The organism is Actinosynnema sp. NPDC023794, assembly GCF_040639675.1.
GTDB classification, from domain to species: Bacteria; Actinomycetota; Actinomycetes; order Mycobacteriales; family Pseudonocardiaceae; genus Actinosynnema; species Actinosynnema luteola.
The window spans coordinates 246,860-271,825 of sequence record NZ_JBFAFR010000006.1; the positions used below are offsets into that span (position 1 = coordinate 246,860).

Annotated in this window: 31 protein-coding genes and 4 tRNA genes; 10 read left to right on the forward strand and 25 right to left on the reverse strand. The window is 70.2% G+C overall.

The annotated features are described in order from the left end of the window. Nucleotides 1-10: 10 nt before the first annotated feature. The 5 genes from AB0H12_RS16635 to rplJ all read right to left on the reverse strand — a co-directional run bounded on the left by AB0H12_RS16635 (nucleotide 11) and on the right by rplJ (nucleotide 3,996). Nucleotides 11-850, reverse strand: coding sequence for an MlaE family ABC transporter permease (locus tag AB0H12_RS16635; protein WP_498776515.1), 840 nt, complete (start codon nucleotides 848-850; stop codon nucleotides 11-13). 1 nt (nucleotide 851) lies between these two features. Further along, on the reverse strand, nucleotides 852-1,583 hold the full coding sequence (locus AB0H12_RS16640) for an MlaE family ABC transporter permease (RefSeq protein WP_230566541.1): 732 nt from the start codon (nucleotides 1,581-1,583) through the stop codon (nucleotides 852-854). 50 nt (nucleotides 1,584-1,633) lie between these two features. Then, nucleotides 1,634-2,722, reverse strand: a complete 1,089-nt coding sequence (locus tag AB0H12_RS16645) for an ABC transporter ATP-binding protein (RefSeq protein ID WP_230566467.1) — start codon at nucleotides 2,720-2,722, stop codon at nucleotides 1,634-1,636. A 268-nt stretch (nucleotides 2,723-2,990) separates the two neighbouring features. Continuing rightward, entirely contained in the window at nucleotides 2,991-3,377 is a 387-nt protein-coding gene (rplL, locus tag AB0H12_RS16650; RefSeq protein WP_230566466.1) for a 50S ribosomal protein L7/L12, read from the reverse strand. Between the two features lie 61 nt (nucleotides 3,378-3,438). Further along, on the reverse strand, nucleotides 3,439-3,996 hold the full coding sequence (gene rplJ, locus AB0H12_RS16655; RefSeq protein WP_230566465.1) for a 50S ribosomal protein L10: 558 nt from the start codon (nucleotides 3,994-3,996) through the stop codon (nucleotides 3,439-3,441). A gap of 261 nt (nucleotides 3,997-4,257) precedes the next feature. Between rplJ and AB0H12_RS16660 the strand changes: the two genes are divergently transcribed. Continuing rightward, entirely contained in the window at nucleotides 4,258-5,028 is a 771-nt protein-coding gene (locus AB0H12_RS16660) for a hypothetical protein (RefSeq protein WP_499623707.1), read from the forward strand. 81 nt (nucleotides 5,029-5,109) lie between these two features. Here AB0H12_RS16660 and rplA read toward each other — a convergent pair whose 3' ends face one another. The 5 genes from rplA to AB0H12_RS16685 form a co-directional block, all read right to left on the reverse strand. Further along, nucleotides 5,110-5,826, reverse strand: coding sequence for a 50S ribosomal protein L1 (gene rplA / locus AB0H12_RS16665; protein ID WP_230566464.1), 717 nt, complete (start codon nucleotides 5,824-5,826; stop codon nucleotides 5,110-5,112). Between the two features lie 75 nt (nucleotides 5,827-5,901). Further along, on the reverse strand, nucleotides 5,902-6,336 hold the full coding sequence (gene rplK, locus AB0H12_RS16670) for a 50S ribosomal protein L11 (protein ID WP_106616850.1): 435 nt from the start codon (nucleotides 6,334-6,336) through the stop codon (nucleotides 5,902-5,904). A 98-nt stretch (nucleotides 6,337-6,434) separates the two neighbouring features. Then, the gene (nusG, locus tag AB0H12_RS16675; protein WP_499623708.1) at nucleotides 6,435-7,298 is read right to left on the reverse strand and encodes a transcription termination/antitermination protein NusG; all 864 of its coding nucleotides are present in this window, start codon (nucleotides 7,296-7,298) and stop codon (nucleotides 6,435-6,437) included. 65 nt (nucleotides 7,299-7,363) lie between these two features. Further along, entirely contained in the window at nucleotides 7,364-7,768 is a 405-nt protein-coding gene (gene secE / locus AB0H12_RS16680; protein ID WP_230566462.1) for a preprotein translocase subunit SecE, read from the reverse strand. A gap of 31 nt (nucleotides 7,769-7,799) precedes the next feature. Continuing rightward, a tRNA-Trp gene (locus AB0H12_RS16685) sits at nucleotides 7,800-7,872 on the reverse strand. Between the two features lie 187 nt (nucleotides 7,873-8,059). Between AB0H12_RS16685 and AB0H12_RS16690 the strand changes: the two genes are divergently transcribed. From AB0H12_RS16690 to AB0H12_RS16700, 3 genes are all read left to right on the forward strand, one after another. Then, a complete protein-coding gene (locus AB0H12_RS16690) occupies nucleotides 8,060-9,301 on the forward strand; it encodes a pyridoxal phosphate-dependent aminotransferase (protein ID WP_499623709.1) in 1,242 nt (413 codons plus the stop codon). 125 nt (nucleotides 9,302-9,426) lie between these two features. Further along, the gene (locus AB0H12_RS16695) at nucleotides 9,427-10,020 is read left to right on the forward strand and encodes an MmpS family transport accessory protein (RefSeq protein ID WP_499623710.1); all 594 of its coding nucleotides are present in this window, start codon (nucleotides 9,427-9,429) and stop codon (nucleotides 10,018-10,020) included. Nucleotides 10,021-10,115: 95 nt separating this feature from the next. Then, a complete protein-coding gene (locus AB0H12_RS16700; RefSeq protein WP_499623711.1) occupies nucleotides 10,116-10,508 on the forward strand; it encodes a hypothetical protein in 393 nt (130 codons plus the stop codon). Here the strand turns inward: AB0H12_RS16700 and AB0H12_RS16705 are convergent. The 7 genes from AB0H12_RS16705 to AB0H12_RS16735 form a co-directional block, all read right to left on the reverse strand. Continuing rightward, nucleotides 10,505-10,927 (reverse strand): MaoC family dehydratase, encoded by a 423-nt coding sequence (locus AB0H12_RS16705; RefSeq protein WP_499623712.1) that lies wholly within the window; start codon nucleotides 10,925-10,927, stop codon nucleotides 10,505-10,507. The genes AB0H12_RS16700 and AB0H12_RS16705 overlap by 4 nt on opposite strands. After that, nucleotides 10,924-11,373, reverse strand: a complete 450-nt coding sequence (locus AB0H12_RS16710) for a MaoC family dehydratase N-terminal domain-containing protein (protein ID WP_230566457.1) — start codon at nucleotides 11,371-11,373, stop codon at nucleotides 10,924-10,926. Before AB0H12_RS16710 ends, AB0H12_RS16705 begins: the two co-directional genes overlap by 4 nt. Before the next feature lie 73 nt (nucleotides 11,374-11,446). Further along, complete coding sequence (rpmG, locus tag AB0H12_RS16715) at nucleotides 11,447-11,611, reverse strand: 50S ribosomal protein L33 (protein ID WP_015105301.1); 165 nt, start codon at nucleotides 11,609-11,611, stop codon at nucleotides 11,447-11,449. A gap of 84 nt (nucleotides 11,612-11,695) precedes the next feature. Then, a tRNA-Met gene (locus AB0H12_RS16720) sits at nucleotides 11,696-11,768 on the reverse strand. Nucleotides 11,769-11,813: 45 nt separating this feature from the next. Continuing rightward, nucleotides 11,814-11,886, reverse strand: a tRNA-Thr gene (locus tag AB0H12_RS16725). Between the two features lie 66 nt (nucleotides 11,887-11,952). Continuing rightward, a complete protein-coding gene (locus tag AB0H12_RS16730) occupies nucleotides 11,953-14,556 on the reverse strand; it encodes a putative bifunctional diguanylate cyclase/phosphodiesterase (protein ID WP_499623713.1) in 2,604 nt (867 codons plus the stop codon). A 175-nt stretch (nucleotides 14,557-14,731) separates the two neighbouring features. Continuing rightward, complete coding sequence (locus AB0H12_RS16735; RefSeq protein WP_499623714.1) at nucleotides 14,732-15,499, reverse strand: PhzF family phenazine biosynthesis protein; 768 nt, start codon at nucleotides 15,497-15,499, stop codon at nucleotides 14,732-14,734. A gap of 38 nt (nucleotides 15,500-15,537) precedes the next feature. On the opposite strand from AB0H12_RS16735, the gene AB0H12_RS16740 reads away from it, so the two are divergent. Beyond that, nucleotides 15,538-16,329, forward strand: coding sequence for a GNAT family N-acetyltransferase (locus tag AB0H12_RS16740; RefSeq protein WP_499623715.1), 792 nt, complete (start codon nucleotides 15,538-15,540; stop codon nucleotides 16,327-16,329). Nucleotides 16,330-16,563: 234 nt separating this feature from the next. Continuing rightward, nucleotides 16,564-16,806 (forward strand): hypothetical protein, encoded by a 243-nt coding sequence (locus tag AB0H12_RS16745; protein WP_230566453.1) that lies wholly within the window; start codon nucleotides 16,564-16,566, stop codon nucleotides 16,804-16,806. A 286-nt stretch (nucleotides 16,807-17,092) separates the two neighbouring features. Here AB0H12_RS16745 and AB0H12_RS16750 read toward each other — a convergent pair. Beyond that, a tRNA-Tyr gene (locus AB0H12_RS16750) sits at nucleotides 17,093-17,173 on the reverse strand. 122 nt (nucleotides 17,174-17,295) lie between these two features. On the opposite strand from AB0H12_RS16750, the gene AB0H12_RS16755 reads away from it, so the two are divergent. Beyond that, entirely contained in the window at nucleotides 17,296-17,787 is a 492-nt protein-coding gene (locus AB0H12_RS16755) for a YajQ family cyclic di-GMP-binding protein (protein WP_499623716.1), read from the forward strand. Beyond that, on the forward strand, nucleotides 17,784-18,656 hold the full coding sequence (gene rfbA, locus AB0H12_RS16760; RefSeq protein WP_499623717.1) for a glucose-1-phosphate thymidylyltransferase RfbA: 873 nt from the start codon (nucleotides 17,784-17,786) through the stop codon (nucleotides 18,654-18,656). The genes AB0H12_RS16755 and rfbA overlap by 4 nt, the downstream gene beginning before the upstream one ends. Nucleotides 18,657-18,666: 10 nt before the next feature. Here the strand turns inward: rfbA and htpX are convergent, their stop codons facing one another. Genes htpX through AB0H12_RS16780 form a run of 4 tightly spaced genes read right to left on the reverse strand, consistent with a single transcriptional unit; the run spans nucleotide 18,667 to nucleotide 21,018 of the window. Continuing rightward, a complete protein-coding gene (gene htpX, locus AB0H12_RS16765) occupies nucleotides 18,667-19,530 on the reverse strand; it encodes a zinc metalloprotease HtpX (protein ID WP_499623718.1) in 864 nt (287 codons plus the stop codon). Between the two features lie 18 nt (nucleotides 19,531-19,548). Then, nucleotides 19,549-20,025: a 4Fe-4S binding protein gene (locus AB0H12_RS16770; RefSeq protein ID WP_499623719.1), complete on the reverse strand. Its 477-nt coding sequence runs from the start codon at nucleotides 20,023-20,025 to the stop codon at nucleotides 19,549-19,551. Then, on the reverse strand, nucleotides 20,018-20,602 hold the full coding sequence (locus AB0H12_RS16775; RefSeq protein WP_499623720.1) for an NADH-quinone oxidoreductase subunit C: 585 nt from the start codon (nucleotides 20,600-20,602) through the stop codon (nucleotides 20,018-20,020). Before AB0H12_RS16775 ends, AB0H12_RS16770 begins: the two co-directional genes overlap by 8 nt. Continuing rightward, nucleotides 20,599-21,018: an NADH-quinone oxidoreductase subunit B gene (locus AB0H12_RS16780; RefSeq protein ID WP_230566447.1), complete on the reverse strand. Its 420-nt coding sequence runs from the start codon at nucleotides 21,016-21,018 to the stop codon at nucleotides 20,599-20,601. Before AB0H12_RS16780 ends, AB0H12_RS16775 begins: the two co-directional genes overlap by 4 nt. Nucleotides 21,019-21,260: 242 nt before the next feature. On the opposite strand from AB0H12_RS16780, the gene AB0H12_RS16785 reads away from it, so the two are divergent. Further along, nucleotides 21,261-22,298, forward strand: a complete 1,038-nt coding sequence (locus AB0H12_RS16785) for a LysR family transcriptional regulator (RefSeq protein WP_499623721.1) — start codon at nucleotides 21,261-21,263, stop codon at nucleotides 22,296-22,298. Between the two features lie 9 nt (nucleotides 22,299-22,307). Here AB0H12_RS16785 and AB0H12_RS16790 read toward each other — a convergent pair whose 3' ends face one another. Then, nucleotides 22,308-22,475 (reverse strand): hypothetical protein, encoded by a 168-nt coding sequence (locus AB0H12_RS16790; RefSeq protein WP_499623722.1) that lies wholly within the window; start codon nucleotides 22,473-22,475, stop codon nucleotides 22,308-22,310. 101 nt (nucleotides 22,476-22,576) lie between these two features. Continuing rightward, complete coding sequence (locus AB0H12_RS16795; RefSeq protein WP_499623723.1) at nucleotides 22,577-23,338, reverse strand: DUF6597 domain-containing transcriptional factor; 762 nt, start codon at nucleotides 23,336-23,338, stop codon at nucleotides 22,577-22,579. 63 nt (nucleotides 23,339-23,401) lie between these two features. Here AB0H12_RS16795 and AB0H12_RS16800 point away from each other — a divergent pair, with 63 nt between their 5' ends. Then, nucleotides 23,402-23,971 carry a TIGR03086 family metal-binding protein gene (locus AB0H12_RS16800; protein ID WP_499623724.1) on the forward strand — a complete coding sequence of 190 codons (570 nt, stop codon included), beginning with the start codon at nucleotides 23,402-23,404 and terminating at the stop codon, nucleotides 23,969-23,971. Between the two features lie 54 nt (nucleotides 23,972-24,025). Here the strand turns inward: AB0H12_RS16800 and ddaH are convergent, their stop codons facing one another. Continuing rightward, nucleotides 24,026-24,904 carry a dimethylargininase gene (gene ddaH, locus AB0H12_RS16805; protein WP_499623725.1) on the reverse strand — a complete coding sequence of 293 codons (879 nt, stop codon included), beginning with the start codon at nucleotides 24,902-24,904 and terminating at the stop codon, nucleotides 24,026-24,028. Between the last annotated feature and the right edge of the window lie 62 nt (nucleotides 24,905-24,966).

The following is a 24,966-nucleotide window of genomic DNA, read 5'->3' on the forward strand; positions in this document are numbered from 1 at the left end:
ACGTCGGCGGTCATCCCGCGATCCTCACCGTCGTCGTGGTGCCCCAGATCGCCATGCTCAGGAAGAAGTCCAGCAGGCTCGTCGTGACGATCGCCGTGCGCACCGCGCGGCCCACCGCGACGCCCACGCCCGCCGGGCCGCCGCTGGCGCGGTAGCCGTAGTAGCAGTGCGTCAGGATGATCACGACGGCGAAGACGAGCACCTTGCCGAAGGACCAGAGCACGTCCACCGGTGGTAGGAACAGGTTGAAGTAGTGGTCGTACGTGCCCGCCGACTGCCCGTAGAACTCGACCGTGATGAACCTGGCCGCCAGGTACGAGGTGAGCAGGCCGATCACGTACAGCGGGATGATCGCGATGAAGCCCGCGATGATCCGCGTGGTGACCAGGTACGGCAGGCTGGGGATGCCCATGACCTCCAGCGCGTCGATCTCCTCGGAGATCCGCATCGCGCCCAGCTGCGCGGTGAAGCCGGAGCCGACGGTCGCGCTCAGCGCCAGGCCCGCGACCAGCGGCGCGATCTCGCGGGTGTTGAAGTACGCGGACACGAAGCCCGCGAACGCCGACGTGCCGATCTGGTTCAACGCGGTGAAGCCCTGCAGGCCGACGACCGTGCCGGTGAACACCGACAGGCCCACCATCACGCCGATCGTGCCGCCGATGACGGCCAGCGCGCCCGAACCGAAGCTCACCTCGGCCAGCAGCCGCAGCGTCTCGCGCAGGTAGCGGGTCAGCGTGCGCGGCGTCCAGCACAGGGCGCGGATGTAGAACCACAGCTGGTCGCCGAACGTGTCCAGCACGGACAGCGGGGCGTTCGCCGCCTTGCGGAACCGGTCGTTGATCGCGGCCATCTCAGCTCCCCTTCGCCGGGACGACCTGGAGGTAGATCGTGGTCAGCACGAAGTTCACGAAGAACAGCAGCAGGAACGTGATGACCACGGCCTGGTTGACCGCGTCGCCGACGCCCTTCGGCCCGCCCGCCGGGTTCAGGCCCCGGTAGGCGGCCACGATGCCCGCGATGAACCCGAAGATCAGGGCCTTGATCTCGGAGATCCACAGGTCCGGCAGCTGCGCCAGGGCGCTGAAGCTCGCCAGGTACGCGCCGGGCGTGCCGTCCTGCAGGATCACGTTGAAGAAGTAGCCGCCCATCACGCCGACCACGCTGACCATGCCGTTGAGCAGCACGGACACCAGCATCGCGGCCAGCACGCGCGGCACGACCAGGCGGTGGATCGGCGAGACGCCGAGCACCTCCATCGCGTCGATCTCCTCGCGGATCTTGCGCGAGCCGAGGTCCGCGCAGATCGCGCTGCCACCCGCGCCGGCGATGAGGAGGGCCGTCACGATCGGGCTCGCCTGCTGGATGATCGCCAGCACGCTCGCCGCGCCGGTGAACGACTGAGCGCCGATCTGCCTGGTCAGCGAGCCGATCTGCAACGCGATGACCGCGCCGAACGGGATCGACACCAGAGCCGTGGGCAGCACCGTCACGCTCACCACGAACCAGCACTGCTGGATGAACTCCCGCAGCTGGAACGGGCGGCGGAACGTGTTGCGCACGACGTCGACGCCCAGCGCGAACATCCGCCCCGTTTCGCGCAGCGCGCCGACGCCGGGGAACGTGGCCGGTGAGCTCACAGCACGCCCCCCTGACGGGGCCACGGGCTCGGGGTGGTCGGGTCGACGGCGATCGGGCCCGTCCGGTCGCCCGCGCCGGCCATCACCCGGTAGTGGCGCTGCTCCTCGGGCGTGAGGCTGGCGATGATGCTCTGCTGCGCCTCGGGCGGCAGCGTGTGCAGGATGGTCATCACCCGGTCCTTGCGCCGCCGAACGGCGCCCCTCGGCGGCAGGCCGGGCGTCGGTTCCAGCTGCGGCACCACGCCGCGCACGTCCTCGTCGGGCGAGCCGTCCGAGTGACCCGCTTCGCGGTGCGCCAGCTCGGCGGCCATCGTCGCCTGGTCCTTCTCCTCCGACATGCCGATCGGGCCGATGCGGCGGCCGTTGAGGAACTGCTCGACCACCGGCTCGTCGCTGGTCAGCAGCACCTCGCGGGGACCGAACATGACCAGTTCGCGGCGGAACAGCATGCCGAGGTTGTCCGGGACCGTGCGGGCCACGGTGATGTTGTGCGTGACGATCAGGATCGTCGCGTCGATCTGCGAGTTCAGGTCGATGAGGAGCTGGCTGAGGTAGGCCGTGCGGACCGGGTCGAGGCCGGAGTCCGGCTCGTCGCACAGGATGATCTCGGGGTCCAGCACCAGGGCGCGGGCGAGGCCGGCGCGCTTGCGCATACCGCCGGAGATCTCGCCGGGGAGCTTCTTCTCCGCGCCGACGAGGCCGACCATCTCCATCTTCTCGAGCACGATCCGCCGGACCTCGGCCTCGGTCTTGCGGGTGTGCTCGCGCAGCGGGAAGGCGACGTTGTCGAAGAGGTTCATCGAGCCGAACAGCGCGCCGTCCTGGAAGAGGACGCCGAACAGCTTCCGGATCTCGTAGAGCTTGTGCTCGGAGCAGCGGACCAGGTCGACGCCGTTGATGACGATCTTGCCCTGTTCCGGTTTCAGCAGCCCGACCAGGGACTTCAGGAAGACCGACTTGCCCGTGCCCGACGGTCCGAGCATCACGCTGACCTCGCCCGGGGGGAGGGTGAGCGTGACGTCCCGCCAGATGGTCTGCTTGCCGAAGGACTTGGTCAGGCCCTCGACGACCACCTCGACGCCCATCGCACCTCCAGGTCAGCGGCCGGTTTCGCCAGACCCCGGACAGGCCGGCGTCATACCGGTGCAACGAGGCCGCCCTGTCGTGGTTACTCACCAGTTGGGTTAAGGCGGTCTCGGGTGGGTAACGGTGTGAGCAGGGTCATCCCCGTCACCCCTCCGACCCCAGATGGTGGGCCACCCGCGAGGACATGGTCAAGATCGCCGGCCGCAGACAGCACGAAGGCGGACACCCGGTTCGGGTGCCCGCCTTCGCGGCAGCGGTAGCGCTAGATCACTTGAGCGAGATCTTGGCGCCGGCAGCCTCGAGCTTCTCCTTGGCGGCGTCGGCGACGTCCTTCGCCACGTTCTCCAGCAGCGGCTTCGGAGCGGACTCGACCAGCTCCTTGGCCTCCTTCAGGCCCAGGCCCGAGACGACCTCGCGGACGACCTTGATGACCTGGATCTTCTTGTCGCCGGCGCCCTCGAGGACGACGGTGAACTCGTCCTTCTCCTCGACCTCGGCGGCAGCCGGGCCGGCCGGGCCGGCAGCGGCAACGGCGACCGGAGCGGCGGCGGTGACCTCGAAGGTCTCCTCGAAGTCCTTCACGAACTTCGACAGCTCCAGGAGGGTCATCTCCTTGAACGCGTCGAGCAGCTCGTCGGTGCTGAGCTTCGCCATGATGGCGGTCCTTTCTTTCAACGCCCGAACTGCGGCCGGGACGCGGAGTGTCTGGGTGTGATCAGCTTTCGGCCGGAGCGTCGGACTCGGCGGCGGCAGGCGCCTCCGCGGCCTTCTTCTCCTGGAGGGCAGCAGCCAGGCGAGCGACCTGGGAAGCGGGGGCCTGGAACAGACCCGCGGCCTTCGCCAGGTTGCCCTTCATCGCGCCCGCCAGCTTGGCGAGCAGCACCTCACGGGTCTCGAGGTCCGCGATAGCGGTGACCTCTTCGACCGAGAGGGGACGGCCATCCATGTAGCCGCCCTTGATGACCAGGGCCTTGTTGTCCTTCGCGAAGTCACGCAGGGCCTTGGCCGCGTCGACCGGTTCGCCTTCGACGAAGGCGATCGCGGTCGGGCCGACGAGCAGGGCCTCGAGGCCCTCGACGCCGGCGTCCTCAGCGGCACGCTTGACCAGCGTGTTCTTCGCAACGGTGTACGTGGTGCCCGCGCCGAGAGCGCGACGCAGCGTGGTGAGCTGCGCCATGGAGAGGCCGCGGTACTCGGTCACGACAGCGGCCGAGCTTCCACGGAACTTGTCCGTGAGCTCGGCGACGGCCGAAACCTTGCTGGGCTTCGCCATGATCGCCTCCTCTCTGGGCTGGTGACAGCCGGTCGAGTGCGATCGAACCCGCGCAAAGCAAAAACGCCCCGGCGCAGCAGCACGGGGCGTGACGGGCGTGCGAGCACGCCTGGGTCTTCCTCGTTCTCCTGCGCGGGCCGCCCGCTTCGCGGGACCTTCGCTGCACGACCAAGTGCCGTGCACGACCAGCGGTCTTTGGTGAACCGTTGTCAACCCTAGCAGGGGAGCTGACGGCGACCCAAATCGGTCATGATGTGACGCGTGACCGAAGAGCCGCCGAGGAACCCGCCGCCACCGGACATCGACCCGGAACAGCTCCGGCAGTTCCAGGAGTTCCAACGGTTCCAGGAGTTCCAGCGCTTCCAGCAGGCCCAGGGCGCCAACCAGCCGAGCCTGCCCCCGGGCGCCACCCCGCCACTCGGCCTCCCACCCGGGACCACACCACCACCGGGAATCCCACCCGCCGCCCCACCACCACCGCCCGGCCCACGACGCAAGCCGCTGTGGCAGATCCTGCTGCGCAGCAAACTCGTCCGCCGCCTGGTGTACCTGGTGGTCGTGCTGCTCGTCGCCTCGTACTTCTACGAGCAGTACTTCGGCGGCGACGACCCGGGCAGCGTGGCGGTCGACAGCGGTGGCGTCGAGAACAACGTCATCGCGCCGCCCAACCCGTACGGCAGCAACGGCACGATCGGCCAGTTCTACAAGCACGTCGGCACCGGTGACGGCGGTCGCGCGTGCGCGTACTTCAAGAGCGACGGTCCGCAGAAGGCGTTCGCCGAGGCGTTCGGCGAGGCCGACTGCCCGGCGGCGGTGACGAAGCTGAAGAGCCAGGTCACCGACGTGAGCAGCTACCGGCAGCTCGGGTTCCCCCAGACGATGGTCACCCCGCCCGAGTCCGGCTCGGTCGAGGTCAGCTCCTGCGCGCTGGACGTGCGCAGCGGGCCGAAGCTGGGCAAGTTCGTGCTCACCAAGCAGACGAGCGGCGCGTGGGCGATCACCGGGTACGAGGCCGAGCCGACTTGCCGGTGACGACGCGAGTGCCCGTGACGACGCGAAGCGCCCCTCGGCGGGAGGCCGAGGGGCGCTTCGGGTGGTGCCGGCGAGCCGTGGTCAGACGGTGACCTCGTCGGACAGCAGGTTGCGCGTCCGGTTCGGGTCGACCGGGATGCCCGGGCCCATCGTCGTCGAGACGGTGATCTTCTTCAGGTACCGGCCCTTGGCCGCGGACGGCTTGGCGCGCAGGATCTCGTCCAGCGCGGCGGCGTAGTTCTCGACCAGCTTCTCCGGGTCGAACGACACCTTGCCGATGACGACGTGCAGGTTGGCCTGCTTGTCGACGCGGAAGTTGATCTTACCGCCCTTGATCTCGGTCACGGCCTTGGTGACGTCGGGCGTCACGGTGCCGGTCTTCGGGTTCGGCATCAGGCCGCGCGGGCCCAGGATGCGGGCGATGCGACCGACCTTGGCCATCTGGTCGGGCGTGGCGATCGCGGCGTCGAAGTCGAGCCAACCGCCCTGGATGCGCTCGATCAGGTCCTCGGAGCCGACCGCGTCGGCGCCGGCGGCCTCGGCCTCGGCGGCCTTGTCACCGGTCGCGAAGACGATCACGCGGGCGGTCTTGCCCGTACCGTGCGGCAGGTTCACGGTGCCGCGGACCATCTGGTCGGCCTTGCGCGGGTCGACGCCGAGCCGGATGGCGACCTCGACGGTCGCGTCCAGCTTCACCTTGGAGGTCTCCTTGGCGAGCTTGGCTGCCTCCAGCGGCGAGTAGAGCCGCTCACGGTCAACCAGCTCAGCAGCGTTCTTGTACGCCTTGCTGCGCTTCATGCTTCTGTCCTTAAAGTGGATCAGTTGTGGTGACGAGCCAGCGCGCGGCTCTCCCACGACTACGAAAGAGAAAGGTCAGCCTTCGACGGTGATGCCCATGGAGCGGGCGGTGCCGGCGATGATCTTCGCCGCCTGGTCCACGTCGTTGGCGTTGAGGTCGACCATCTTGTTCTGCGCGATCTCCCGCACCTGGTCCATGGTCACCTTGGCGACCTTGAGGCGGTGCGGCTCGCCCGAGCCCTTCTCCACACCGGCGGCCTTGAGCAGCAGCTTCGCGGCCGGCGGGGTCTTGAGCTTGAAGTCGAACGAGCGGTCTTCGTACACGGAGATCTCGACCGGCACCACGGTGCCGCGCTGCGACTCGGTCGCGGCGTTGTACTGCTTGCAGAACTCCATGATGTTGACGCCGTGCTGACCCAGCGCGGGACCAACGGGCGGCGCGGGGTTCGCGGCCCCGGCCTTGATCTGCAGCTTGATGATCGCTGCGAGCTTCTTCTTCTTGGGAGGCATCTCGGTTCCTTTATTGCGGTGTCCGCGCGCGGCCCTGCCAGCCGCAGCGTGGCTGCCGGCTCCCCCTGTTCAGGGGAGCCGGAGTCTTGTTGTCCTGGTCAGATCTTGGAGACCTGGCTGAACGACAGCTCGACCGGGGTCTCGCGGCCGAAGATAGACACCAGGACCTTCAGCTTCTGGCCGTCCGCGTTGACCTCGCTGATCGTCGCGGGCAGCGTGGCGAACGGGCCGTCCATGACGGTGACCGACTCGCCGACCTCGAAGTCCACCTCGACGGTCGACTTCGCGGGCGCCGCGGCGCTCTTCTTGCCGGCCGCGGGCTTCTGCTCGACCTGGGGCAGCAGGAACTTCAGCACCTCGTCGATGGTCAGCGGCGACGGCTTGGAGGTCGCGCCGACGAAACCCGTCACGCCGGGCGTGTTGCGCACCGCGCTCCACGACGCGTCGTTGAGCTCCATCCGGACCAGGATGTAGCCGGGCAGCACCTTGCGCTGCACCTGCTTGCGCTGGCCGTTCTTGATCTCGGTGACTTCCTCGGTCGGCACCTCGACCTGGAAGATGTAGTCCTCCATGTCCAGGGTCTGGATGCGCGTCTCGAGGTTGGTCTTGACCTTGTTCTCGTAGCCCGCGTACGAGTGCACGACGTACCAGTCGCCGGGCGCGCGCCGCAGTGCTTCGCGCATCTCCTCGGCGGGGTCCGCGGGCTCGGCGTCGATGTCGACGACGGCGGACTCGACGTCACTGCCCGACTCGACGTCGCCACCGGACTCGACGTCACCGCCCGACTCGACGTCACCGCCGGACTCGACGTCACCGCCGGGCTCGGCCTCGACGGGGGCGGACTCCTCGGTCTCCTCCGACGCCTCCGCCTGCTCGACGTCCTCGACGCCACCGTCGAAGTCCCGCTCGTCGGTCAGGTCGTTCAGCTCCTGGGCGTCAACGCCGCCGTTCTCGGAGGTCACTGTGGGTCTCGCTTCCTCTCATGCATCACATGTTCCGCCGCCACCCGGGGCGGCGAGTGATCGGCTCAGCCGAACACCCTGAACATGCCCCAGGCGAAGGCCGAATCCAGGCCGAACACCAACGCCACCATGAAGGCCACGAAGACCAACACGACTCCGGTGTAGGTGATCATCTGCTTGCGGGTCGGCCAGATGACCTTCCGCAGCTCGCTGACCACCTCGCGGATGTACCGGACGATGCGGGCGAAGAAACCGACCCGCTTCTCCGAATCCGCCCGCGAACGCGTGGGGCGGCCCTTCTTGGCCTCCTCGGCGTCGGAGTCGGCCTCGGCCGCCTTCTTCGCCTCCACGGAGTCCTTGCGGCCCGCCGGACGCGCGGAACCACGGCGCTCGCGCCGCGCTGCGGCGGTAACCGGCCGGGACGCGCCCTCGCGCTCTTCCGGCTGGTCCTGCTCGCGGCCCTCGCTCATGCCGTCCTCCGCTCACCATCGCGCTTCGACGCAGGGGCGACAGGACTTGAACCTGCAACCTGCGGTTTTGGAGACCGCTGCTCTGCCAGTTGAGCTACACCCCTTTGGCACCCGGAACCCCGGACACCCTGGCTGGAGACGCCCCGCACCCTCCTCACGTGGCTCGTGAGGCAGCGACTGGACGTTCCAAGACCGGAAGCATACGGCACCAAGTGCCCCTCCTTCCAACTGGCCCGGTCAGAGGGGGTGCCGGGCGCTTACCCGGTTGTGCGATCTGCCACGATTGGCGGCATGGGCACGCCTGAGACGACCACCGGGACCACCACCTCCGAGCACCCGCGGATCTCGCAGCGGATCGGCGGCATCGCCGAGTCCGCCACCCTCGCGGTCGACGCGAAGGCGAAGGCGCTCAAGGCCGCGGGCCGACCGGTGATCGGCTTCGGCGCGGGCGAGCCCGACTTCCCGACCCCTGACGCCATCGTAGCCGCAGCTCAGGCCGCGTGCGCGGACCCGAAGAACCACCGCTACACGCCCGCCGCCGGCCTGCCCGAGCTGCGGGAAGCCGTAGCCGCGAAGACCAAGCGCGACTCGGGCTACGAGGTCACCGCCGCGCAGGTGCTGATCACCAACGGCGGCAAGCAGGCCGTCTACCAGGCGTTCGCCACGATCGTCGACCCGGGCGACGAGGTCCTGCTGCCCGCGCCGTACTGGACCACCTACCCCGAGGCGATCACGCTGGCGGGCGGCATCCCGGTGCAGGTCACGGCGGACGAGTCGACCGACTACCTGGTCACGGTGGAGCAGCTGGAGGCCGCGCGCACCCCGAAGACCAAGGTGCTGCTGCTGTGCTCGCCGTCCAACCCGACCGGCTCGGTCTACACCCGCGAGCAGATCACCGCGATCGGCGAGTGGGCGCTGGAGCACGGGCTGTGGGTGATCACCGACGAGATCTACGAGCACCTGGTGTACGACGGCGCCGAGTCGGTGTCGCTGCCGGTGGCCGTGCCCGCGATGGCCGACCGCACGATCGTGCTCAACGGCGTGGCGAAGACCTACGCGATGACGGGCTGGCGGGTCGGGTGGCTGATCGGCCCGACCGACGTGGTGAAGGCCGCCGCGAACCTCCAGTCCCACCTGACCTCGAACGTGGCGAACGTGTCGCAGCGGGCCGCGCTGGAGGCCGTGTCCGGGCCGCTGGACGCGGCCCACGAGATGCGCGAGGCGTTCGACCGCCGTCGGCGCACCATCGTCGACCTGCTGTCCGCGATCCCCGGCGTGCAGTGCCCGACCCCGAAGGGCGCGTTCTACGTGTACCCGTCGGTGAAGGCGCTGATCGGCAAGACGCTGCGCGGCGCCGAGATCACCGACACGGTGCAGCTCGCGGCGCTGATCCTGGAGCACGCCGAGGTGGCCGTGGTGCCCGGTGAGGCGTTCGGCACCCCCGGCTACCTGCGGTTGTCGTACGCGTTGGGCGACGACGACCTGAAGACCGGCGTGACGCGGATGGCCGAGCTGCTGGCCGAGGTCGAGTAGCACACAGTTTCGACGCTCCGTCACGAAAGGCACCTCCGATCGGGGGTGCCTTTCGTCGTATTGAGACTGATTCGCGTCACGGCGGGTAGCTGTGATGTGTACCACCCTGACGGAGTGGAGGCGTCATGTCCGACCCGCGGCGGAACGGCCCGGGCACCGCGGGGTTCGTGCTGGGGCTCCTGGGCCTGGTGCTCAGCTTCATCCCGGTCGTCGGCCTCGTCGCGTGGCCGCTGGTCGTCGCGGGGCTGACCCTCGGGGTGCTCGGCCTGGTCCGGGTGTCCCGCGGGCGGGCCGACCGCAAGGGTCTCGCCATCGCCGGCGTCGCGCTGTCCGCGATCGGCCTGGTCGTCTGCGTCGCGTGGGTGGCGGTGTTCGGGCGGGCCTCGTCCGACGCCGAGAACGCGCTCGACGACCTCCAGGCGCAGGCCGACCGGGGTGCCGTGCTCCTCTACGAGGTGACCGGCGACGCGTCCGGTGCGACCGTCAGCTACTCCACCTTCGGCGACGGCGGCTCGGCCACCACCGCCGAGGAAGAGGTCGCCGCGTTGCCGTGGACCAAGGAGTTCACCGTCATGGGGACGCTCCACGGCGGGACCCTGGACGTCACGACCGGCGCGGACGGCGGCACGGTGACGTGCGAGGTGACCGTGGACGGCGTGGCGCGGAAAACCGCTACCGCGTCCGGCCCGAACGCGGTAGCGCAGTGTTCGGACTTCTGACGGATAACTCCTTTGGGTGACCGGTGTAACCGTCGGTAGAACTACACCGATGGTCCATTCAGTCCAACTGATCTTCACCCGGGGAGCGCAACCACATGGCGGAATCCGACCCACCCGAGCGTCAAAGCCGCCGCAAGTGGCTCGTGGTCACGGCCTCCGTGGCGCTCGTGGTGGGCGCGATCGCGCTCGTCGTGTGGACCACGGCGCCGGAACCGCCGGTCCGGGTCGTCTACCAGGTCAGCGGCACGGCGGAGCGGGCCACGGTCACCTACTCGACCTTCCGGGGCGGCGAGACGCGCCGGGAGGAGCTGACCGCGCTGCCCTGGCGGATGGAGCTGCTCGCCACCGGCGAGCCCGACCACGGCGTGCTGACCGTCACGATCGGGCCCGGCGGCGGTGACGTGGCGTGCGAGGTTCGGGTGGCCGAAGTCGAGCGGCGTTCGGCGACCGCCAAGGGCCCGCACACCAGCGCGCTGTGCGGGTTCTAGGCGCCGAGCCGGACGATGGCCGACGCGCCGCCGAGCACGGACTTGCCCTCGAACGAGGCGGTCACGTTGACCTTGACCGTCCCGTCGTCCAGGACCTTGGTCACCTTCGCGGTGACCTCCACCAACGCGCCCTTGTCGTCGTCGGGCACCGGGACGGGCCTGCCGAACCGCACGCCGTACTGGACGACGGCGCCGGGGTCTCCGGCCCACTCGGTGACGATCCGGACGGCCATGCCCATGGTGAGCATCCCGTGCGCGATGACGCCCGGCAGGCCGACCTCGCGGGCGAACCGCTCGCTCCAGTGGATCGGGTTGAAGTCGCCGGACGCGCCCGCGTACCGGACCAGGTCGGCGCGGGTGATGCGCAGCGACAGCGGCGGCAGCTCGTCGCCGACGGAGACCTCCGATGCGCGGATCACGCGTCCTCCCCCCGCACCACGAGCGTGCAGCGACCGGTCGTGACCGGCTCGCCGTCCTCGGTGCCCACCTCGGCCCGGATCGCCAGCATGTCGTTGCCCATCCGCGACGTGATGCCGTCCACGTGCAGCACGGTCGTGAGGCGGTCGCCCGCCACGATCGGGCGGTGGTGGACGAACGTCTGGTCGCCGTGCACCACGCGGGAGTAGTCGAGGCCCAGGTCGGGGTCCTCGACCAGCACGTCGTTCGCCTTCAGCGACACGATGATCGCGAACGTGGGCGGGGCGATGACGTCGCGGTAGCCGGCCGCGCGGGCGGCTTCGGGGTCGCGGTGCAGCGGGCTGGTCTCGCCGACCGCCTCGGCGAACTCGCGGATCTTCTCGCGGCCCACCTCGTAGGGCGGCGACGGCGGGTAGGAACGTCCGACGAAGGACTGGTCGAGAGGCACGCGCAGCAGGTTATACGCGACGAGGCCCGCCCCGGATCCCGGGACGGGCCTCGTCGTGCGACTGACTACCGGCTCAGCGGGTTTCCTTGTGAGCGCGGTGGGTCTTGCAGTTCGGGCAGAACTTCTTGATCTCCAGGCGGTCCGGGTCGTTGCGCCGGTTCTTCCTGGTGATGTAGTTCCGGTGCTTGCACTCCTCGCACGCGAGGGTGATCTTGGGGCGTACGTCGGTTGCAGCCACGGTCCTTGCCTTCCTAGAGCTCGTGTGCCCCGACCCGACCGGGCGACCAGTGCGGGCTTACCGCCTGGCGGGGATCTAGCTGAGTAGCGGTGGCCGGACTTGAACCGGCGACACAGCGATTATGAGCCGCTTGCTCTACCAACTGAGCTACACCGCTTTACACAACACGGCCGCGATGCTCGTGCACCGCGGCCAGTTGTTGAGCCCCTTTACGGAATCGAACCGTAGACCTTCTCCTTACCATGGAGACGCTCTGCCGACTGAGCTAAAGGGGCTTGCTCTTGCGGAGCCAAGAGAACTCTACAACAGGCGTGCCGCGGAAAGGAAATCGGGGCCCCCTCCTAGTGGACCAGGGTGAGCACCGTCTCATCCCGGGCGCCCCTGACCTGGACCGTCCGCGCCCGCAGCCACGCCTCGAAGCGGTCCTCGGACAGCGGCCGGGAGATCAGGTAGCCCTGCGCCACGTCGCAGCCCATGCCGACGAGCTGGTCGCGCGCGGCGTCGTCCTCGACGCCCTCGGCGACCACCGTGAGCCCCAGCGAGTGGCCGAGCTCCACGATCGACCGGACCACCGCCATGTCGCCGAGGTCGGTGCCCATGCCCAGGACGAAGCTCTTGTCGATCTTCACCTCGTCCACCGGCAGCTGCCGCAGGTACGCCAGCGACGAGTAGCCCGTGCCGAAGTCGTCGACGGCCAGCACGACGCCCATCTGGTGCAGCCGCCGCAGCACGGGCAGGGCGCGCTCGGGGTCGGCCATCACGCCGGACTCGGTCAGCTCGAACGTCAGCAGCTCCGGCGGCACCTCGTGGCGCTTCAACGCCGCCGCCACCCGGTCCGGGAACTCCTCGTCGGCCAGCGTCCGCACGGACAGGTTCACCGCGATGGACATCCGCAGCCCGCGGTCGATCCACAGCCGCACCCGCGCCAACGCCGTGTCCATGACGAAGTCCGTCAGCACGTCCACCAGGCCGGTCGCCTCGACGGCCGGCACGAACTCGTCCGGGTCCACGCGGCCGAACTCGGGGTGCTTCCACCGCACCAGCGCCTCGGCGCCGACCACCTGGCGGCTCGGCAGCGCGACCTTCGGCTGGTAGTGCACGGAGATCTGGCCGGTCTCCAGCGCCGACCGGAACTGCGTCACCAGCTGGAAGCGGCGCAGGAAGATCTGGCCCATGCTCGGCGCGTACTGGCGCAGCGGCTCGTTGTCGCTGGTCGCCCGGACCGCCACGTCGGCGCGTTGCAGCAGCGCGTCGGGGTCCGGCTCGTCGATCTCGCAGTCCGCGGTGGTGGCCCAGCCGACGACCGCGCCCGCCTCGACGGTGAGCCGGTCGACCGGGTACGGCACCGACAGCGCGGCGCGCAGCCGTTCGGCGATCTCCTGGATCTGCTCGGCCTGCCGGTCCAGCAGCAGCGCGGCGAACGCGCCGCCCTCCAGCCTGGCCAGCGGCACCTCGGGCCCCAGCTCGTCGCGCAGCCGGCGGCCGGCGGCGACGACCATCCGGTTGCCCCACGCCTGGCCGAGCGCGTCGGAGACGGTGGACAGCACGTCGAGGTCGATGCGGACCACCACGGCCGTGTTCGCCTCGCGCATGGGCTCGCCGGCCGCCTCGCGGAAGCCGGGCCGGTTGAGCAGGCCGGTCAACGGGTCGTGGTAGGCGTCGTGGCGCAGCCGGGCGAGCAGGCGGCGGTTGTCCACGGCGGTGGACAGGTGGCTCGCCAGCGTGCGCAGGAGCTGGATGTCGGCCTTGCCGAAGCCGCGCCACCGGCTGAGCCGGTCGTGCACCTCGACCGCGCCGAGCAGCTGGGTCGCCCCGCGCAGCGGCACGACCAGCGCTTCCTGCGCGTCCCGGCGGACCAGGGCCTCGGAGACCTCCTCGCCCGCGTCCACGATGCGGAAGTACCGCACCTGCGCGCCGGGCAGTTGGAGCATGGCGTCCTCGCGCAGCACGCGGGGGTCGTCGCGGCGCATGCCCGGCGGCAGCGGCTCGCCCGCGACCAGCGTGCGCATCGGGGCCTGCGGGTCGGTGCGCAGCCGCAGCACGACGCGGTTGGCGTTCAGCTGCTCGCGGATGCGCTCGGCGATGAGCTGCCAGTCGTCGTCCTCGTCGCTGCCGTCGTCCTCTTCCTGGTTGGCGCCGCGCGGTCCGGTGACGTGGCGACCCGAGCGGGCCACCCGCAACGAGACCTCGCTGAGCGCCTCCAGGTCGCGCTGCTCGCGCAGCAGACCGGAGTAGGCCAGGTAGATCGCGGTGATGCCGAGGAAGACCAGGCCGATCAGCAGGCCGCCCCACGGCGCCTTGTCGGCGATCTCGTAGCCGGCGAGGCCCGCGGAGGTGTTCAGCAGGGCCACCACGAGAGTCTGGAGCACCAGGCGCAGGCTCGGCGCGACCCGCATGCCCTTGCCCATGATCCGCAACGCGGTCAGGCCGAGCACGCTGGCCAGCAGCGGCACCGCGATCGTGCCGACGAACGCGCCCGCCCAGAACGGACCTTCCGCGCCGAGGAACCGCTTCACGAGCTCGGCGACCGCGAAGGCGACCGAGATCTCCATGAACATCAGGCCCGCGTTGTAGACGGCGCGGTCGAGCACGCGGCGGCCGAGCAGCGTGCCGACGCCCGCGACCACGTGCGCGGCGAGCACGATCTCGAACGGCGCCACCAGCAGGCCGAGCACGAGCGGGATCTCGGTGAACGAGATGGTCCAGGCCACTCCGCTGCGCACGTCGACGTTGATGGCCAACTGCTCGGCGAGCAGGAACCCGATCACCAGCAGCGGACCGGTCCACCAGAGGTCGACGTCGGGGGCCGTGTCGGGCAGCCAGGTGCCGACCAGGTACGCGGACAGCGCGCCCGCGACGAGGAGCAGGACCGCGAACACGCTGAACGCGCGGTTCGTGGACCGGGGCGGCGCGCTGGGCGCCGTGGCCGACGCGTGGTCGGACATCCAGCCTCCTCGTCGGCCGTCGTCGCGGTGGGCCGGGTCGCGGCCTACGGGCTCCGGGCGTGACTGAGGGGCCCCGAACACCGACCAGGACCCCTCCAAGGCTGCCAATGTACCCCGGTCGGGGGACGAAATGGCAGGTCGTGTAGCGCAACGCCACCAGAAGTAACAGATCGGATCACACGATCAGTCGGCCCTGGATGACCGTCACGGCCTGCCCGGCGAGGCGAACGCGATCTTGGTCCAGAGTGGTCCGGACCAGCCCTCCGCGGGCGGACGCCTGCTCGGCCAGCAGGTTCGCGCGACCGAGCCGCGGCACCCACCACGAGGCGAGCGTGCAGTGCGCGGAACCGGTTACGGAATCCTCCGGGACTCCGTAGGAGGGGTAGAAGCACCGGCTCACGACGTCGAGCCCCGGCCGGTCGCCCGGTGCGGTCACGATCACACCGCGGCCGGGCACCTCGGCGAGCGCGGCGAAGTCCGGGCGGAGCTCGCGGACCTCGTCGGCGGAGGCGGCTTCCACGAGGACGTCCGACACGGCCTGCGCGACGGCCCTCACCGTGACGCCCGGCAGACCCGCGCGCAGCGGCGTGGTCATCTCGATCGGCTCAGCCGGGTCGGCCGGGAAGTCCATCTCCACCCAGCCGTCCTCGGCCTCGCAGGTGAGGACGCCGCTGCGGGTGTCGAACCTGCGGCTGCCGCCGAGCACGTGCGCGGCGGCCAGGGTGGCGTGGCCGCACAGGTCCACCTCGGCGACGGGCGTGAACCAGCGCAGCGGCACCGGGTCCTCGTGGTCGATCCGGGCGAACGCCGTCTCGGCGTGCTTCATCTCGGCGGCGACGGCCTGCATCCACCGCTCGTCGGCCGGACCGTCCAGCAGCACCACGCCCGCCGGGTTGCCCGCGAACGCGCGGTCGGTGAACGCGTCGACCACGTAGAGATCCACGGCGGCAATCTACGTCGCGCACGGGTTAGCTGGCAGGTGTGGACCCTCTGCTGCCCGACATCGCTCCCGTCGACGACCCGTTCTCGTTCTCCGAGCTGTCCGCGGACGCCCTGAACGCCTCCTGGGGCGCGCTGCGCACGCACTCCCTGCACTGGCACCCCGGCGCGGACCTGGACGACCTGCTGCGCCGGTGGCCGTTGAGCGGGGCGGGCGATCACGACACGGCCGCGTTGGTGACCGTGCCCAGCCGTGCCGTCGAGGCCGCGGACGTGCTGGCGCGGCACGGTTACGCGCCGTTGCTGGTGACCGCCGCCCGGCTGCCCGGCCGGGGCTTCGACGGCCGTTCGACGGTGCGGATCGTGCCGTTGACGCCCGAGGACCTGGACGTGGCCGTGGAGGTGAACCTGGAGACGCTGCGGTTCGACAGCCTGTTCGGCATGGTCACCGCCCGGCCGTCCAGCGCCGAGCGGCTGCGCGAGCACATCGCGTCGCTGCTGGAGCGGCCGGAGCCGTGCGGGTGGTTGGCGGAGCGCGACGGGGAGGTCGTCGGGTTCGTCTACTACGACCTGCCCGGGTACTCGGACTGGATCGCCTCGCGGACGTCCGTGCGGCCGGTGGCGTACCTCGGGTTGCTCGGTGTGCGGGAGGACGCGCGTGGCGGCGGCATCGGCGCGGCGCTCGCGGACCACGCGCACAGGTTGCTGGACGAGGCGGGCGTCGGCGTGACGCTGCTGCACCACGCCCTGCCCAACCCGCTGTCCGCGCCGTTCTGGTACTCCCACGGCTACCGGCCGCTGTGGACGACCTGGCAACGCCGCCCCGCCCGTTAGGCGGCACCTGCGCCAACGGGCCGATCGGAGCACGGACCGGTCACAGGCGGCCCGGTGGGCCGAACGGAGCAACCACTCGGCGTGGCGTCGCCCTCCGAGCGGCGCAGGAGGGGACAGTGGGCGGCAGCCTCGTCCACCCGAGTGAACTTGTCCGGGCGGGGTACTCGAAGCGCAGGTCCAGACCTCTTACCAGACGAGGAAGCAGGTACGGGAAGGACGGGCGAGGGGGCCGCCATGAACGTTGCGAGGGAGTTGTCCGGGCGGGCGAAATCCATGCTCCGCGCCGTTGCCGCTGGTCGGGCTGAGCTGTCGGGGGGACGCGAGCCTGACCTGTACGTGGACGGGTTGCCGTGCTGCGACCAGATGGTCACGCACGACCTGGTCCACGCGGGGCTGCTGCGGGCCCGGCGGGCGGTGGGTCTGGACGAGCGCACGGACGCGGAGCTGACCGAGGCGGGCCGAGCCGCCATCGCGTAACCCTCGAACAAGCGTTCGATATGGGTTATGCTGCAGTCGAGGCCGGCACGCAAGCGAGAGGAAGCGCTTGCGCGCCGGCCTCACCTGCGTCCGGCCCCACGTCATCGCACCCAACGACCCCCGACCCGCCCCCTGCGACCGGGTACCCATCACCCGTCAACGCGACCATGCGCGAACCGGGGTCTCGGGGGCAGCGCCCGCCGGGCGGGACGTCCGAGGTTGCACCTCAGGACAAATAAAGCGAGGACCCTGCATGCGCTTTCGCAAGCAGGGTCCTCGACGAGCGTGGCGGGTAGAGGATTCGAACCTCTGTAGCTTTCGCGACGGATTTACAGTCCGCTCCCATTGGCCGCTCGGGCAACCCGCCCCGCGCCCGGTGGTGCCGGGTGCGGTGGAGACAATACATAAGCCCGTGGGGGCATGCGCAACCGGGTTCCCCGGTAGGCTTCCGGGCGGTTCCAGACCCACCTACGCGGAGGTACCGAGCACGTGGCAGACCCGTCGTTCGACGTGGTGAGCAAGGTCGACCGCCAGGAAGTCGACAACGCGCTCAACCAGGCCGCCAAGGAGCTGAGCACCCGGTTCGACTTCCGCGGCACGGGGACTCAGGTGTCCTGGGCGGGCGATGAGGCGATCACCTTCCAGTCCGAGACCGAGGAGCGCTGCCGGGCCGCGATCGACGTCTTCCAGGAGAAGCTGGTCAAGCGCGGCATCTCGATGAAGGCCTTCGAGATCGGCGACCCGGCCCTGTCGGGCAAGGTGTTCAAGGTGACCGGCAACCTGGTCCAGGGCATCTCGAGCGAGAAGGCCAAGGAGATCGCGAAGAAGGTCCGCGACGAGGGCCCCAAGGGCGTGCAGGCGCAGATCCAGGGCGACCAGCTGCGCGTCACGGGCAAGAAGAAGGACCACCTGCAAGACGTGATCGCCCTGCTCAAGAGCTCCGACTTCGGCATCGCCCTCCAGTTCACCAACTACCGATGAAGGGCATCATCCTCGCGGGCGGTAGCGGCACGCGGCTGCACCCGATCACCCAAGCGGTGTCGAAGCAGCTGCTGCCCGTCTACGACAAGCCGATGGTGTACTACCCGCTCTCGGTGCTGATGCTGGCGGGCGTGCGCGAGGTGCTGCTCATCTCGACCCCGATCGACCTGCCGCTGTTCCGGCGGCTCCTCGGTGACGGCTCGCAGTTCGGCCTGAGCATCTCCTACGCGGAGCAGGCTCACCCGAACGGGCTGGCCGAGGCGTTCATCATCGGCGCGGACTTCATCGGCGACGACGACGTGTCGCTGGTGCTCGGCGACAACATCTTCTACGGCCACGGCTTCTCCAAGGTCCTCCAGCACAACGCCGCCGAGCTGGACGGCTGCGTGCTGTTCGGCTACCCGGTGAAGGACCCGGAGCGGTACGGGGTCGGCGAGGTCGACGCGGACGGCAGGCTCATCAGCATCGAGGAGAAGCCGCCGCTGCCGAAGTCGAACAAGGCCATCACCGGCCTGTACTTCTACGACAACGGCGTGGTGGACATCGCCAAGTCGCTCGAGCCGTCGCCGCGCGGCGAGCTGGAGATCACCGACGTCAACCTCGCCTACCTGCGGGAAGGCCGGGCCAAGCTGGTCGACCTCGGCCGCGGTTTCGCGTGGTTGGACACCGGCACGCACGACTCGATGCTGGAGGCGGGCCAGTTCGTGCAGGTGCTGGAGCACCGGCAGGGCGTGCGCATCGCGTGCCTGGAGGAGATCGCGCTCCGGATGGGGTACATCACGTCCGAGCAGTGCTACGTGCTCGGCGAGCAGTTGGCGAAGTCCGGCTACGGCCAGTACGTGATGAACGTCGCACTGGAAGCCCACTAGCGCCGGCCGGCTAGTACCGGCGGGCCAGCTCCTCGAGCCGGCGCACGCGGTCCTCGATCGGCGGGTGGGTGGAGAACAGCCTGACCCGGTTCTCCCCCGCCCGGAACGGGCTCGCGATCATCAGGTGCGACTGCGCGACCACGGCGGGCTCCGGCGCCAGCGGCGCGGCACGCGTGCCGGCGTCGATCTTCCGCAACGCCGAGGCCAGCGCCAGCGGGTCGCCGGTCAGCTCCGCGCCGGACTCGTCGGCCTGGTACTCCCGGGACCGGCTCACGGCCATCCGCACGATGAACGCCGCGATCGGGCCGAGCACGGCGATGAGCAGGATCGCGAACGGATTGGGCCGGTCCTCGTCGCCCTCGCCGCCGAAGACGCTCGCGAAGACCGCCAGGTTCGCCAGCGTGCTGACCGCGCCGGCCAGCGCCCCCGCCACGCACGAGATGAGGATGTCGCGGTTGTAGACGTGCGACAGCTCGTGCCCGAGCACGGCGCGCAGCTCGCGCTCGTCGAGCAGGTCGAGGATTCCGGTGGTGCAGCAGACGGCGGCGTTGCGCGGGTTGCGGCCGGTCGCGAAGGCGTTCGGCGCGATGGTGGGGCTGAGGTAGAGGCGCGGCATCGGCTGACGCGCGGCCATGGCCAGCTCCCGGACGATCCGGTACATCGCGGGCTGCTCCACCTCGGACACCGGCCTGGCGCGCATGGCGCGCAGCGCGAGCTTGTCCGAGTTGACGTAGGCGTAGGCGTTCACGGCCAGCGCCAGCAGCAGGCCGATGACGAGCGCGGTGCGGCCGAACAGCGAGCTGATCGCCACGATCAGCCCGCTCATGGCAGCGAGCAGCAACGCGGTCTTCAACGCGTTGAAGTGCTTGTGCACGCTTGCCTCCGGCTGCTCCTACGTCCCCTCCCTCAACGCGCCCGGTCGGCGCGGGGTTCCGGTACCGGGGCGTGCCGGGCGTGTGGCGGTGGTCTCGGGCGCCGGTTCGGCGCCCTCGTCCAGCGGCGGTGGCGGCGGCACGTGCGTGGCCCACGTGGCCAGCACGTCGCGCTCGTGGACGAGTTCGGCCACCGCGCCGTCGCCGTCGAGGCCACCCGTGCCCGGGTAGGAGAAGTCCGGCGCCCAGTGCAGGGCGTCGAACGGGCACGCCTCCACGCAGATGCCGCAGTACAGGCACTGGCCGTAGTCGATGGCGAACCGGTCGAGCACGTTGCGCGCACGGGGCCGGGCCGAGCCGGGCTGCTGCTCGACCTCGGTGTGAGAGTCGATGTGGATGCACCAGTCGGGGCACTCGCGGGCGCAGATCATGCACACCGTGCAGTTGGCCTCCAGCAGCGCGATGACGCCTCGGGTGCGCGGTGGCAGCTCAGCCACTGGTGTCCTCCTCAGAGCGCTCGTAGCGCGGTCCCCAGGACGGGTCGGGCACGCCGGGTGGCGCGGCCCGCCTGCGGCTGGGCGACGACGTGCCGTCCTCGCCCGGTTCGAGCCGGCCCGGCCACGGGCGCACCACGCGGGAGGCCAGCACGAAGTCCTTGCGCAGCGGGTGGCCGCCGAAGCCGTCCGGCAGCAGCAGGTGGGCCGGTTCGCCGTCGGCGAGGGCGATGCCGAACATCTCCGCGGCCTCGCGCTCGTGCCACGCCGCGCCCGCCCACCGGTCGGCCACGCTCGGCAGCACGTCGTCCGGGCCGAGTTCGGTGCGCAGCAGCACGCCGTCCTTGGTGTCGGGGTCGAGCACGTGCAGCAGCACGGCGTGCCGCTGTCCCGCGGCGCCGGGACGTCCCGCGTCCTCGACGCCGAGCCAGTCGAACTGCGTGCAGCCCAGCTCCTCGCGCGCGCAGCGGGCGGCTTCGGACCACGCGTGCAGCGGCACGTGCGCGGTCGTCTGGCCGAACGCCGTCTTGACCTGGGCGTCGGGGATGCGCGAGGCCAGGGCCTGCGAGGCGGCGCTCACGACACCATCCGGTGCAGCGCGGCGAGGCCGTCGAGCAGGGCCTCGGGACGTGGCGGGCAGCCCGGCACGGCGACGTGCACCGGCAGCGCCTGGTCGATGCCCTTGGTGACGCTGTAGGAGTCCCAGTACGGCCCGCCGGTGTTGCTGCACGCGCCGACGGAGATCACGTAACGCGGTTCCGGCATCTCCTGGTAGGTCGCGATCACCGCGGGCAACATGGCGTCGGTGACGGTGCCGGAGACGACGAGCACGTGAGCTTCGCCCGCCGCGTGCACCGGATCGACCCCCAGGGCTTCGAGGTGCTCCGGGCGGTGGCCCTCGAGCGCCGCCATGACCTCGACGCCGCAGCAGGCCAGGCCGAGGTCGAGCACGGTGACCCGGTACGTCGTGCCCCAGTCCAAGGTGGAAACCGTCACACCGGTGAGGTTAATACGTGGGGGCCCGCCGGGCTGCTGCCCGGCGGGCCCCCAACCCCCCAATACTCCCCCTGATTGCACCCACGTGAACAAGCACCTGGTTGCGGCAGAAGTCTCTTACGGATCGCGTATACCTGTCCAGGGAAATCCATCAAGATCTTCGGATAATTTCAGCGCGAACTGTGGTCAAGTTCAGTACAACTAATCGGTAGAACATCACGCCCCGACCCGAGAGGCCCTGCATGTCGACCTCGGCCCAACTGCTCCTGCCAGCGGGCAACCAGCTCAGCAGGCTCCTGCACACCTCGCCCCTGCTGCTGGACACCACGTTGGACCAGCTCAGGACCTTGATCGCGGTGTACGAGACGCGGTCGGCCCTGCGCGCGGCCCGCGTGCTCGGCCGTGAGCAGTCCAGTGTGCAGAAGCAGATCGACACGCTCAACCGCAACTTCAAGTCGTTGTGCGGCGAGCCGCTGGTCGTCAAGCAGGGCCGGGGAAAAGACGTGCTGATCACACAGACCGGCGAGGCGCTGGTCGAATTGGCGCGCACCACCTTGGCCGAGTGGCTGGATTCGATTCACGAGTGCCGGCGCAAGCTCGGCACCACGGTCACCGTCGGCACGACGCGGTTCATGCTCGACTCGCTGGCCAAGGCGTGGCACCACGTGGCGGACGACTTCCGCCGGCGTGACGTGGAGCTGAAGGTCGTGCACATCCGCACCAAGGACATCTGGAAGAGCCTGGAGTCCAAGGAGGTCGACATCGTGTGCGGCAGCGTGGTCACGCACGCGGGCCGCAGCAGCGGGGTCGAGGACTTCGACGTGATCGAGTGGCGGCGCGGCGGGTTGGCGCTGCTCACGAACCTGCCGGAGAGCAGGCTCGGCGCGAGCGTCGGCACCGGGGAGTTGCCGAAGCTGCCGCTGGTCGTGCCCGGTGACGGGTTGATCGCGGAATTCCTGCGCGGCTGGTTCGGATCGGACTACCGGAACGAATTGGACATCGCGGCGGAAATCGACGAGATCCAGTACGGCATGTCGTTGCTGCGGTCCGGGCTGGTCGAGGGCTGCATGATCGTCACGTCGGGCCTCGGCGTGGTCGCCGCGAACAACGAGCTGCGCGAGGGGTCGGGCCTGCGGGTGGTCGCGCTGACGAACGACCGCAAACCGCAGCTGGAGCGCTTGGTCGGGGTCTTCGCCCGCAAGGACGAGCGGGCGAAGTTCCCGGCCGACCACCCGTTGAACCTGCTGTGGGCAGCGTTCCAGCGGGAGGTGTCGGACTAGCGGTGCGGCCTAACGCGCCGGGTCCGCCGGGCGTTCCTCACGGCGCCGTTGGGCTTGGCGCACCAGCCACTCCAGTCCGGTGAGAGGCTTCGGGACCTCGGGCTTCTGCCGTTCCACGGGCTCCTCCTGCTCCTGTTGCGGTTGGGGCGACGGACGCTGGGCGTCGAGGTGGTTCATGGCGCGCTCCCTACCTTGGTCGACAGCGAGTGCCGTCGATCGGAGCACCGACCGGGGTCGGTCCGCTAGAGCGATCAGCCCTATGGGTGACGACAGAAGGGTCAGCGCCGGCCGGTGGCGAAGGCGTCACCGTAGCGCTCGGCGTATCGGGTGGGCGTCTCGCCGACCATGGCCGTGAAGTCGCGGACGAAGTGCGGTTGGTCGGCGTAGCCGAGGTCGGCCGCCAGCGCGGCCCAGTCGATCCGGCCGCCGGCCTCCATGCGCTCGGTCACCTCGCGCAGGCGGTAGCGGCGGATCACCCACTTCGGGCCGACGCCGACGTGCTCGGCGAACAGGCGTTGCAGCTGCCGGACGCTGCCGCCGACCTCGCGGGCCAGCACGTCGACCCGCGTCAGCAGGGGGTCCCGGACGATCCGCTCGACGATCTCCACCGCCTCCGCCGCCCTCGGGTCGGGTGCGGGCAGGTTGCGGCGCAGCGCGGCTTCCACGCCGTCGAGGTCGGCGTGGGCGGGCAGGTGGTCGAAGACGGTCTCGGCGGGGACGGTCCGGTCGGTGAGCGACTGGACCGGCGCCCCGAGGAACGGTCGGAACGCGCCGGGGCGGAAGGCGACGCCGAAGACCCGGCCCGTGCCGTCGAGCTCCTTGAACACGTGCCCGCTGGACACGCCGGCGATCACGGCCGCGTCCTCGTGGAACGTCAGGTGCACGTTCGGGTAGGGCACGATCAGCTGGCGGTACGGCCGGTCGTAGCGCCACCGCACCACCCAGTACCGCGCCACGTGCGCGGTCAGGTCGGGCGACGGCTGGTGGAACTCGTGGCTCTGGTGCCGCCGCCACGCCAGCTCGCGCTCGTCCCTCGTCACGACCGCGAGGGTATGTCGCCTTTGTTCAATACACCCGCGACGGCCGTTCCTACGGTGGGCGGCATGTCCCGTGAGCAGTTGATCGACAAAGCCGTGGCGACCGCGTTGGAGGTCGTCGAGAACATCAAGCCCGACCAGCTGGACGCGCCGACGCCGTGCGCCGAGTTCGACGTCCGCAAGCTCCTCAACCACCTGCTGTTCTGGGGCCCGCCGCTGAACGCCGCCGCGCGCAAGGCGCCCGTGCCACCGCCCGCCGCCTCGGACGCGGACGTCGACCTCACCGCGGGCGACTGGGCCGCGGACCTGGGCGCGCTGCTGCGCGACCGCGCCGTCGCGTGGGGCGAGCCGTCGGCGTGGACCGGCACGACGACGCTCGGCAGCCCGCAGGAGATGCCGGCCGAGGTGATCGGCGCGATGGTGCTGGGTGAGACGGTCGTGCACACGTGGGACCTGGCCAAGGCCACCGGCCAGGCGCCGTCGTGGGACGGGGACCTGCTGGAGTTCGTCCACGCCGACCTCGTCCGGACGGCGCCGATGGGACGCGACATGGGCCTCTTCGGCCCCGAGGTGCCCGTGCCGCCCGACGCGCCCCTGATCGCGCGGATCGTCGGCCTCACCGGCCGCACGCCGTAGCGTTTCCGACGTTCGCGCTGGTCAGCCCGCCGACTGACCAGCGCGAAGGCGGGATCAGTCCCGGAGTTCCATCGTGCAGCACTTCGGGCCGCCGCCGGACTTGCGGAGTTCCGAGATGTCCACGAAGACCGGTTCGAAGCCCCGGTGCGCGACCTGGTCCGCCAGCGCGGTCGCCTCCACCGGCAGGACCACGTGGCGGCCGTCGGAGACCGCGTTCAGGCCCAGGCAGGCGGCGTCCTCGGCGGTCGCGATGACGGCGTCCGGGAAGAGGCGGCGCAGGACGCGTCGGCTGCCCGGCGAGAAGGCCTCCGGGTAGTAGGCGATCAGGTCGTCCGCCAGGACGAACAGGGCCACGTCCAGGTGGTAGTAGCGGGGGTCGGTCAGCTGCAGGGAGATGACCGGCACGCCCAGGGTCTCCTGGGCCTCCGAGTGGGCCAGGGGGTCCGTGCGGAAGCCCGTGCCGGCGAGGAGGTACTTGCCGGTCCAGGTGAAGTCGCCCTCGGCCTCGTTCGTGCGCTCCGGCATGACGACGTCGCGGTAGCCGTTGGCCAGGAACCAGCGGCGGAAGTGGTCGGCTTCCGCGGCGCGTTGGGGCGCGCGGAAGCGGGACCCGAGGACCTGGCCGTCGATGACGGTGCCGGAGTTGGCCGAGAAGACCATGTCGGGCAGCCCCGGTTGCGGCTCGATGGTCTCGACCTCGTGCCCGAGGCGCTCGTAGGTCTCCTTCAGGGCCGTCCACTGCTCCATCGCCAACGACGTGCTGATCGGCTGCGTGGGGTCCATCCACGGGTTGATCGCGTACTCCACGGTGAAGTACGCGGGCGGGCACATGAGGTACCGACGGGTGGTCGGCACGCGCACCTGCGCGGCGGGCGTGGCGACGTCGAGCACGATCGGCTCGTCACCGGGGCCCGCGAAGGAAACCGAGGTCATGGATCGAAATGTAGATTGCCGTCTGACCCACGAACAACGCCGCGATATTGCGTCTTCCAGGG

What these genes read in the sequence shown, in the direction of transcription:
- AB0H12_RS16700 (WP_499623711.1), top strand. Translation starts at nt 10,116, where the DNA reads ATGGCGGAATCCGACCCACCCGAGCGTCAAAGCCGCCGCAAGTGGCTC.
- AB0H12_RS16640 (WP_230566541.1), bottom strand. Translation starts at nt 1,583, where the DNA reads ATGTTCGCGCTGGGCGTCGACGTCGTGCGCAACACGTTCCGCCGCCCG.
- AB0H12_RS16745 (WP_230566453.1), top strand. Translation starts at nt 16,564, where the DNA reads ATGAACGTTGCGAGGGAGTTGTCCGGGCGGGCGAAATCCATGCTCCGC.
- rplK (WP_106616850.1), bottom strand. Translation starts at nt 6,336, where the DNA reads ATGCCTCCCAAGAAGAAGAAGCTCGCAGCGATCATCAAGCTGCAGATC.
- rplA (WP_230566464.1), bottom strand. Translation starts at nt 5,826, where the DNA reads ATGAAGCGCAGCAAGGCGTACAAGAACGCTGCTGAGCTGGTTGACCGT.
- AB0H12_RS16690 (WP_499623709.1), top strand. Translation starts at nt 8,060, where the DNA reads ATGGGCACGCCTGAGACGACCACCGGGACCACCACCTCCGAGCACCCG.
- AB0H12_RS16635 (WP_498776515.1), bottom strand. Translation starts at nt 850, where the DNA reads ATGGCCGCGATCAACGACCGGTTCCGCAAGGCGGCGAACGCCCCGCTG.
- ddaH (WP_499623725.1), bottom strand. Translation starts at nt 24,904, where the DNA reads ATGACCTCGGTTTCCTTCGCGGGCCCCGGTGACGAGCCGATCGTGCTC.
- rplJ (WP_230566465.1), bottom strand. Translation starts at nt 3,996, where the DNA reads ATGGCGAAGCCCAGCAAGGTTTCGGCCGTCGCCGAGCTCACGGACAAG.
- AB0H12_RS16785 (WP_499623721.1), top strand. Translation starts at nt 21,261, where the DNA reads ATGTCGACCTCGGCCCAACTGCTCCTGCCAGCGGGCAACCAGCTCAGC.
- rfbA (WP_499623717.1), top strand. Translation starts at nt 17,784, where the DNA reads ATGAAGGGCATCATCCTCGCGGGCGGTAGCGGCACGCGGCTGCACCCG.
- secE (WP_230566462.1), bottom strand. Translation starts at nt 7,768, where the DNA reads ATGAGCGAGGGCCGCGAGCAGGACCAGCCGGAAGAGCGCGAGGGCGCG.
- AB0H12_RS16645 (WP_230566467.1), bottom strand. Translation starts at nt 2,722, where the DNA reads ATGGGCGTCGAGGTGGTCGTCGAGGGCCTGACCAAGTCCTTCGGCAAG.
- AB0H12_RS16730 (WP_499623713.1), bottom strand. Translation starts at nt 14,556, where the DNA reads ATGTCCGACCACGCGTCGGCCACGGCGCCCAGCGCGCCGCCCCGGTCC.
- AB0H12_RS16800 (WP_499623724.1), top strand. Translation starts at nt 23,402, where the DNA reads ATGTCCCGTGAGCAGTTGATCGACAAAGCCGTGGCGACCGCGTTGGAG.
- AB0H12_RS16695 (WP_499623710.1), top strand. Translation starts at nt 9,427, where the DNA reads ATGTCCGACCCGCGGCGGAACGGCCCGGGCACCGCGGGGTTCGTGCTG.
- rplL (WP_230566466.1), bottom strand. Translation starts at nt 3,377, where the DNA reads ATGGCGAAGCTCAGCACCGACGAGCTGCTCGACGCGTTCAAGGAGATG.
- AB0H12_RS16790 (WP_499623722.1), bottom strand. Translation starts at nt 22,475, where the DNA reads ATGAACCACCTCGACGCCCAGCGTCCGTCGCCCCAACCGCAACAGGAG.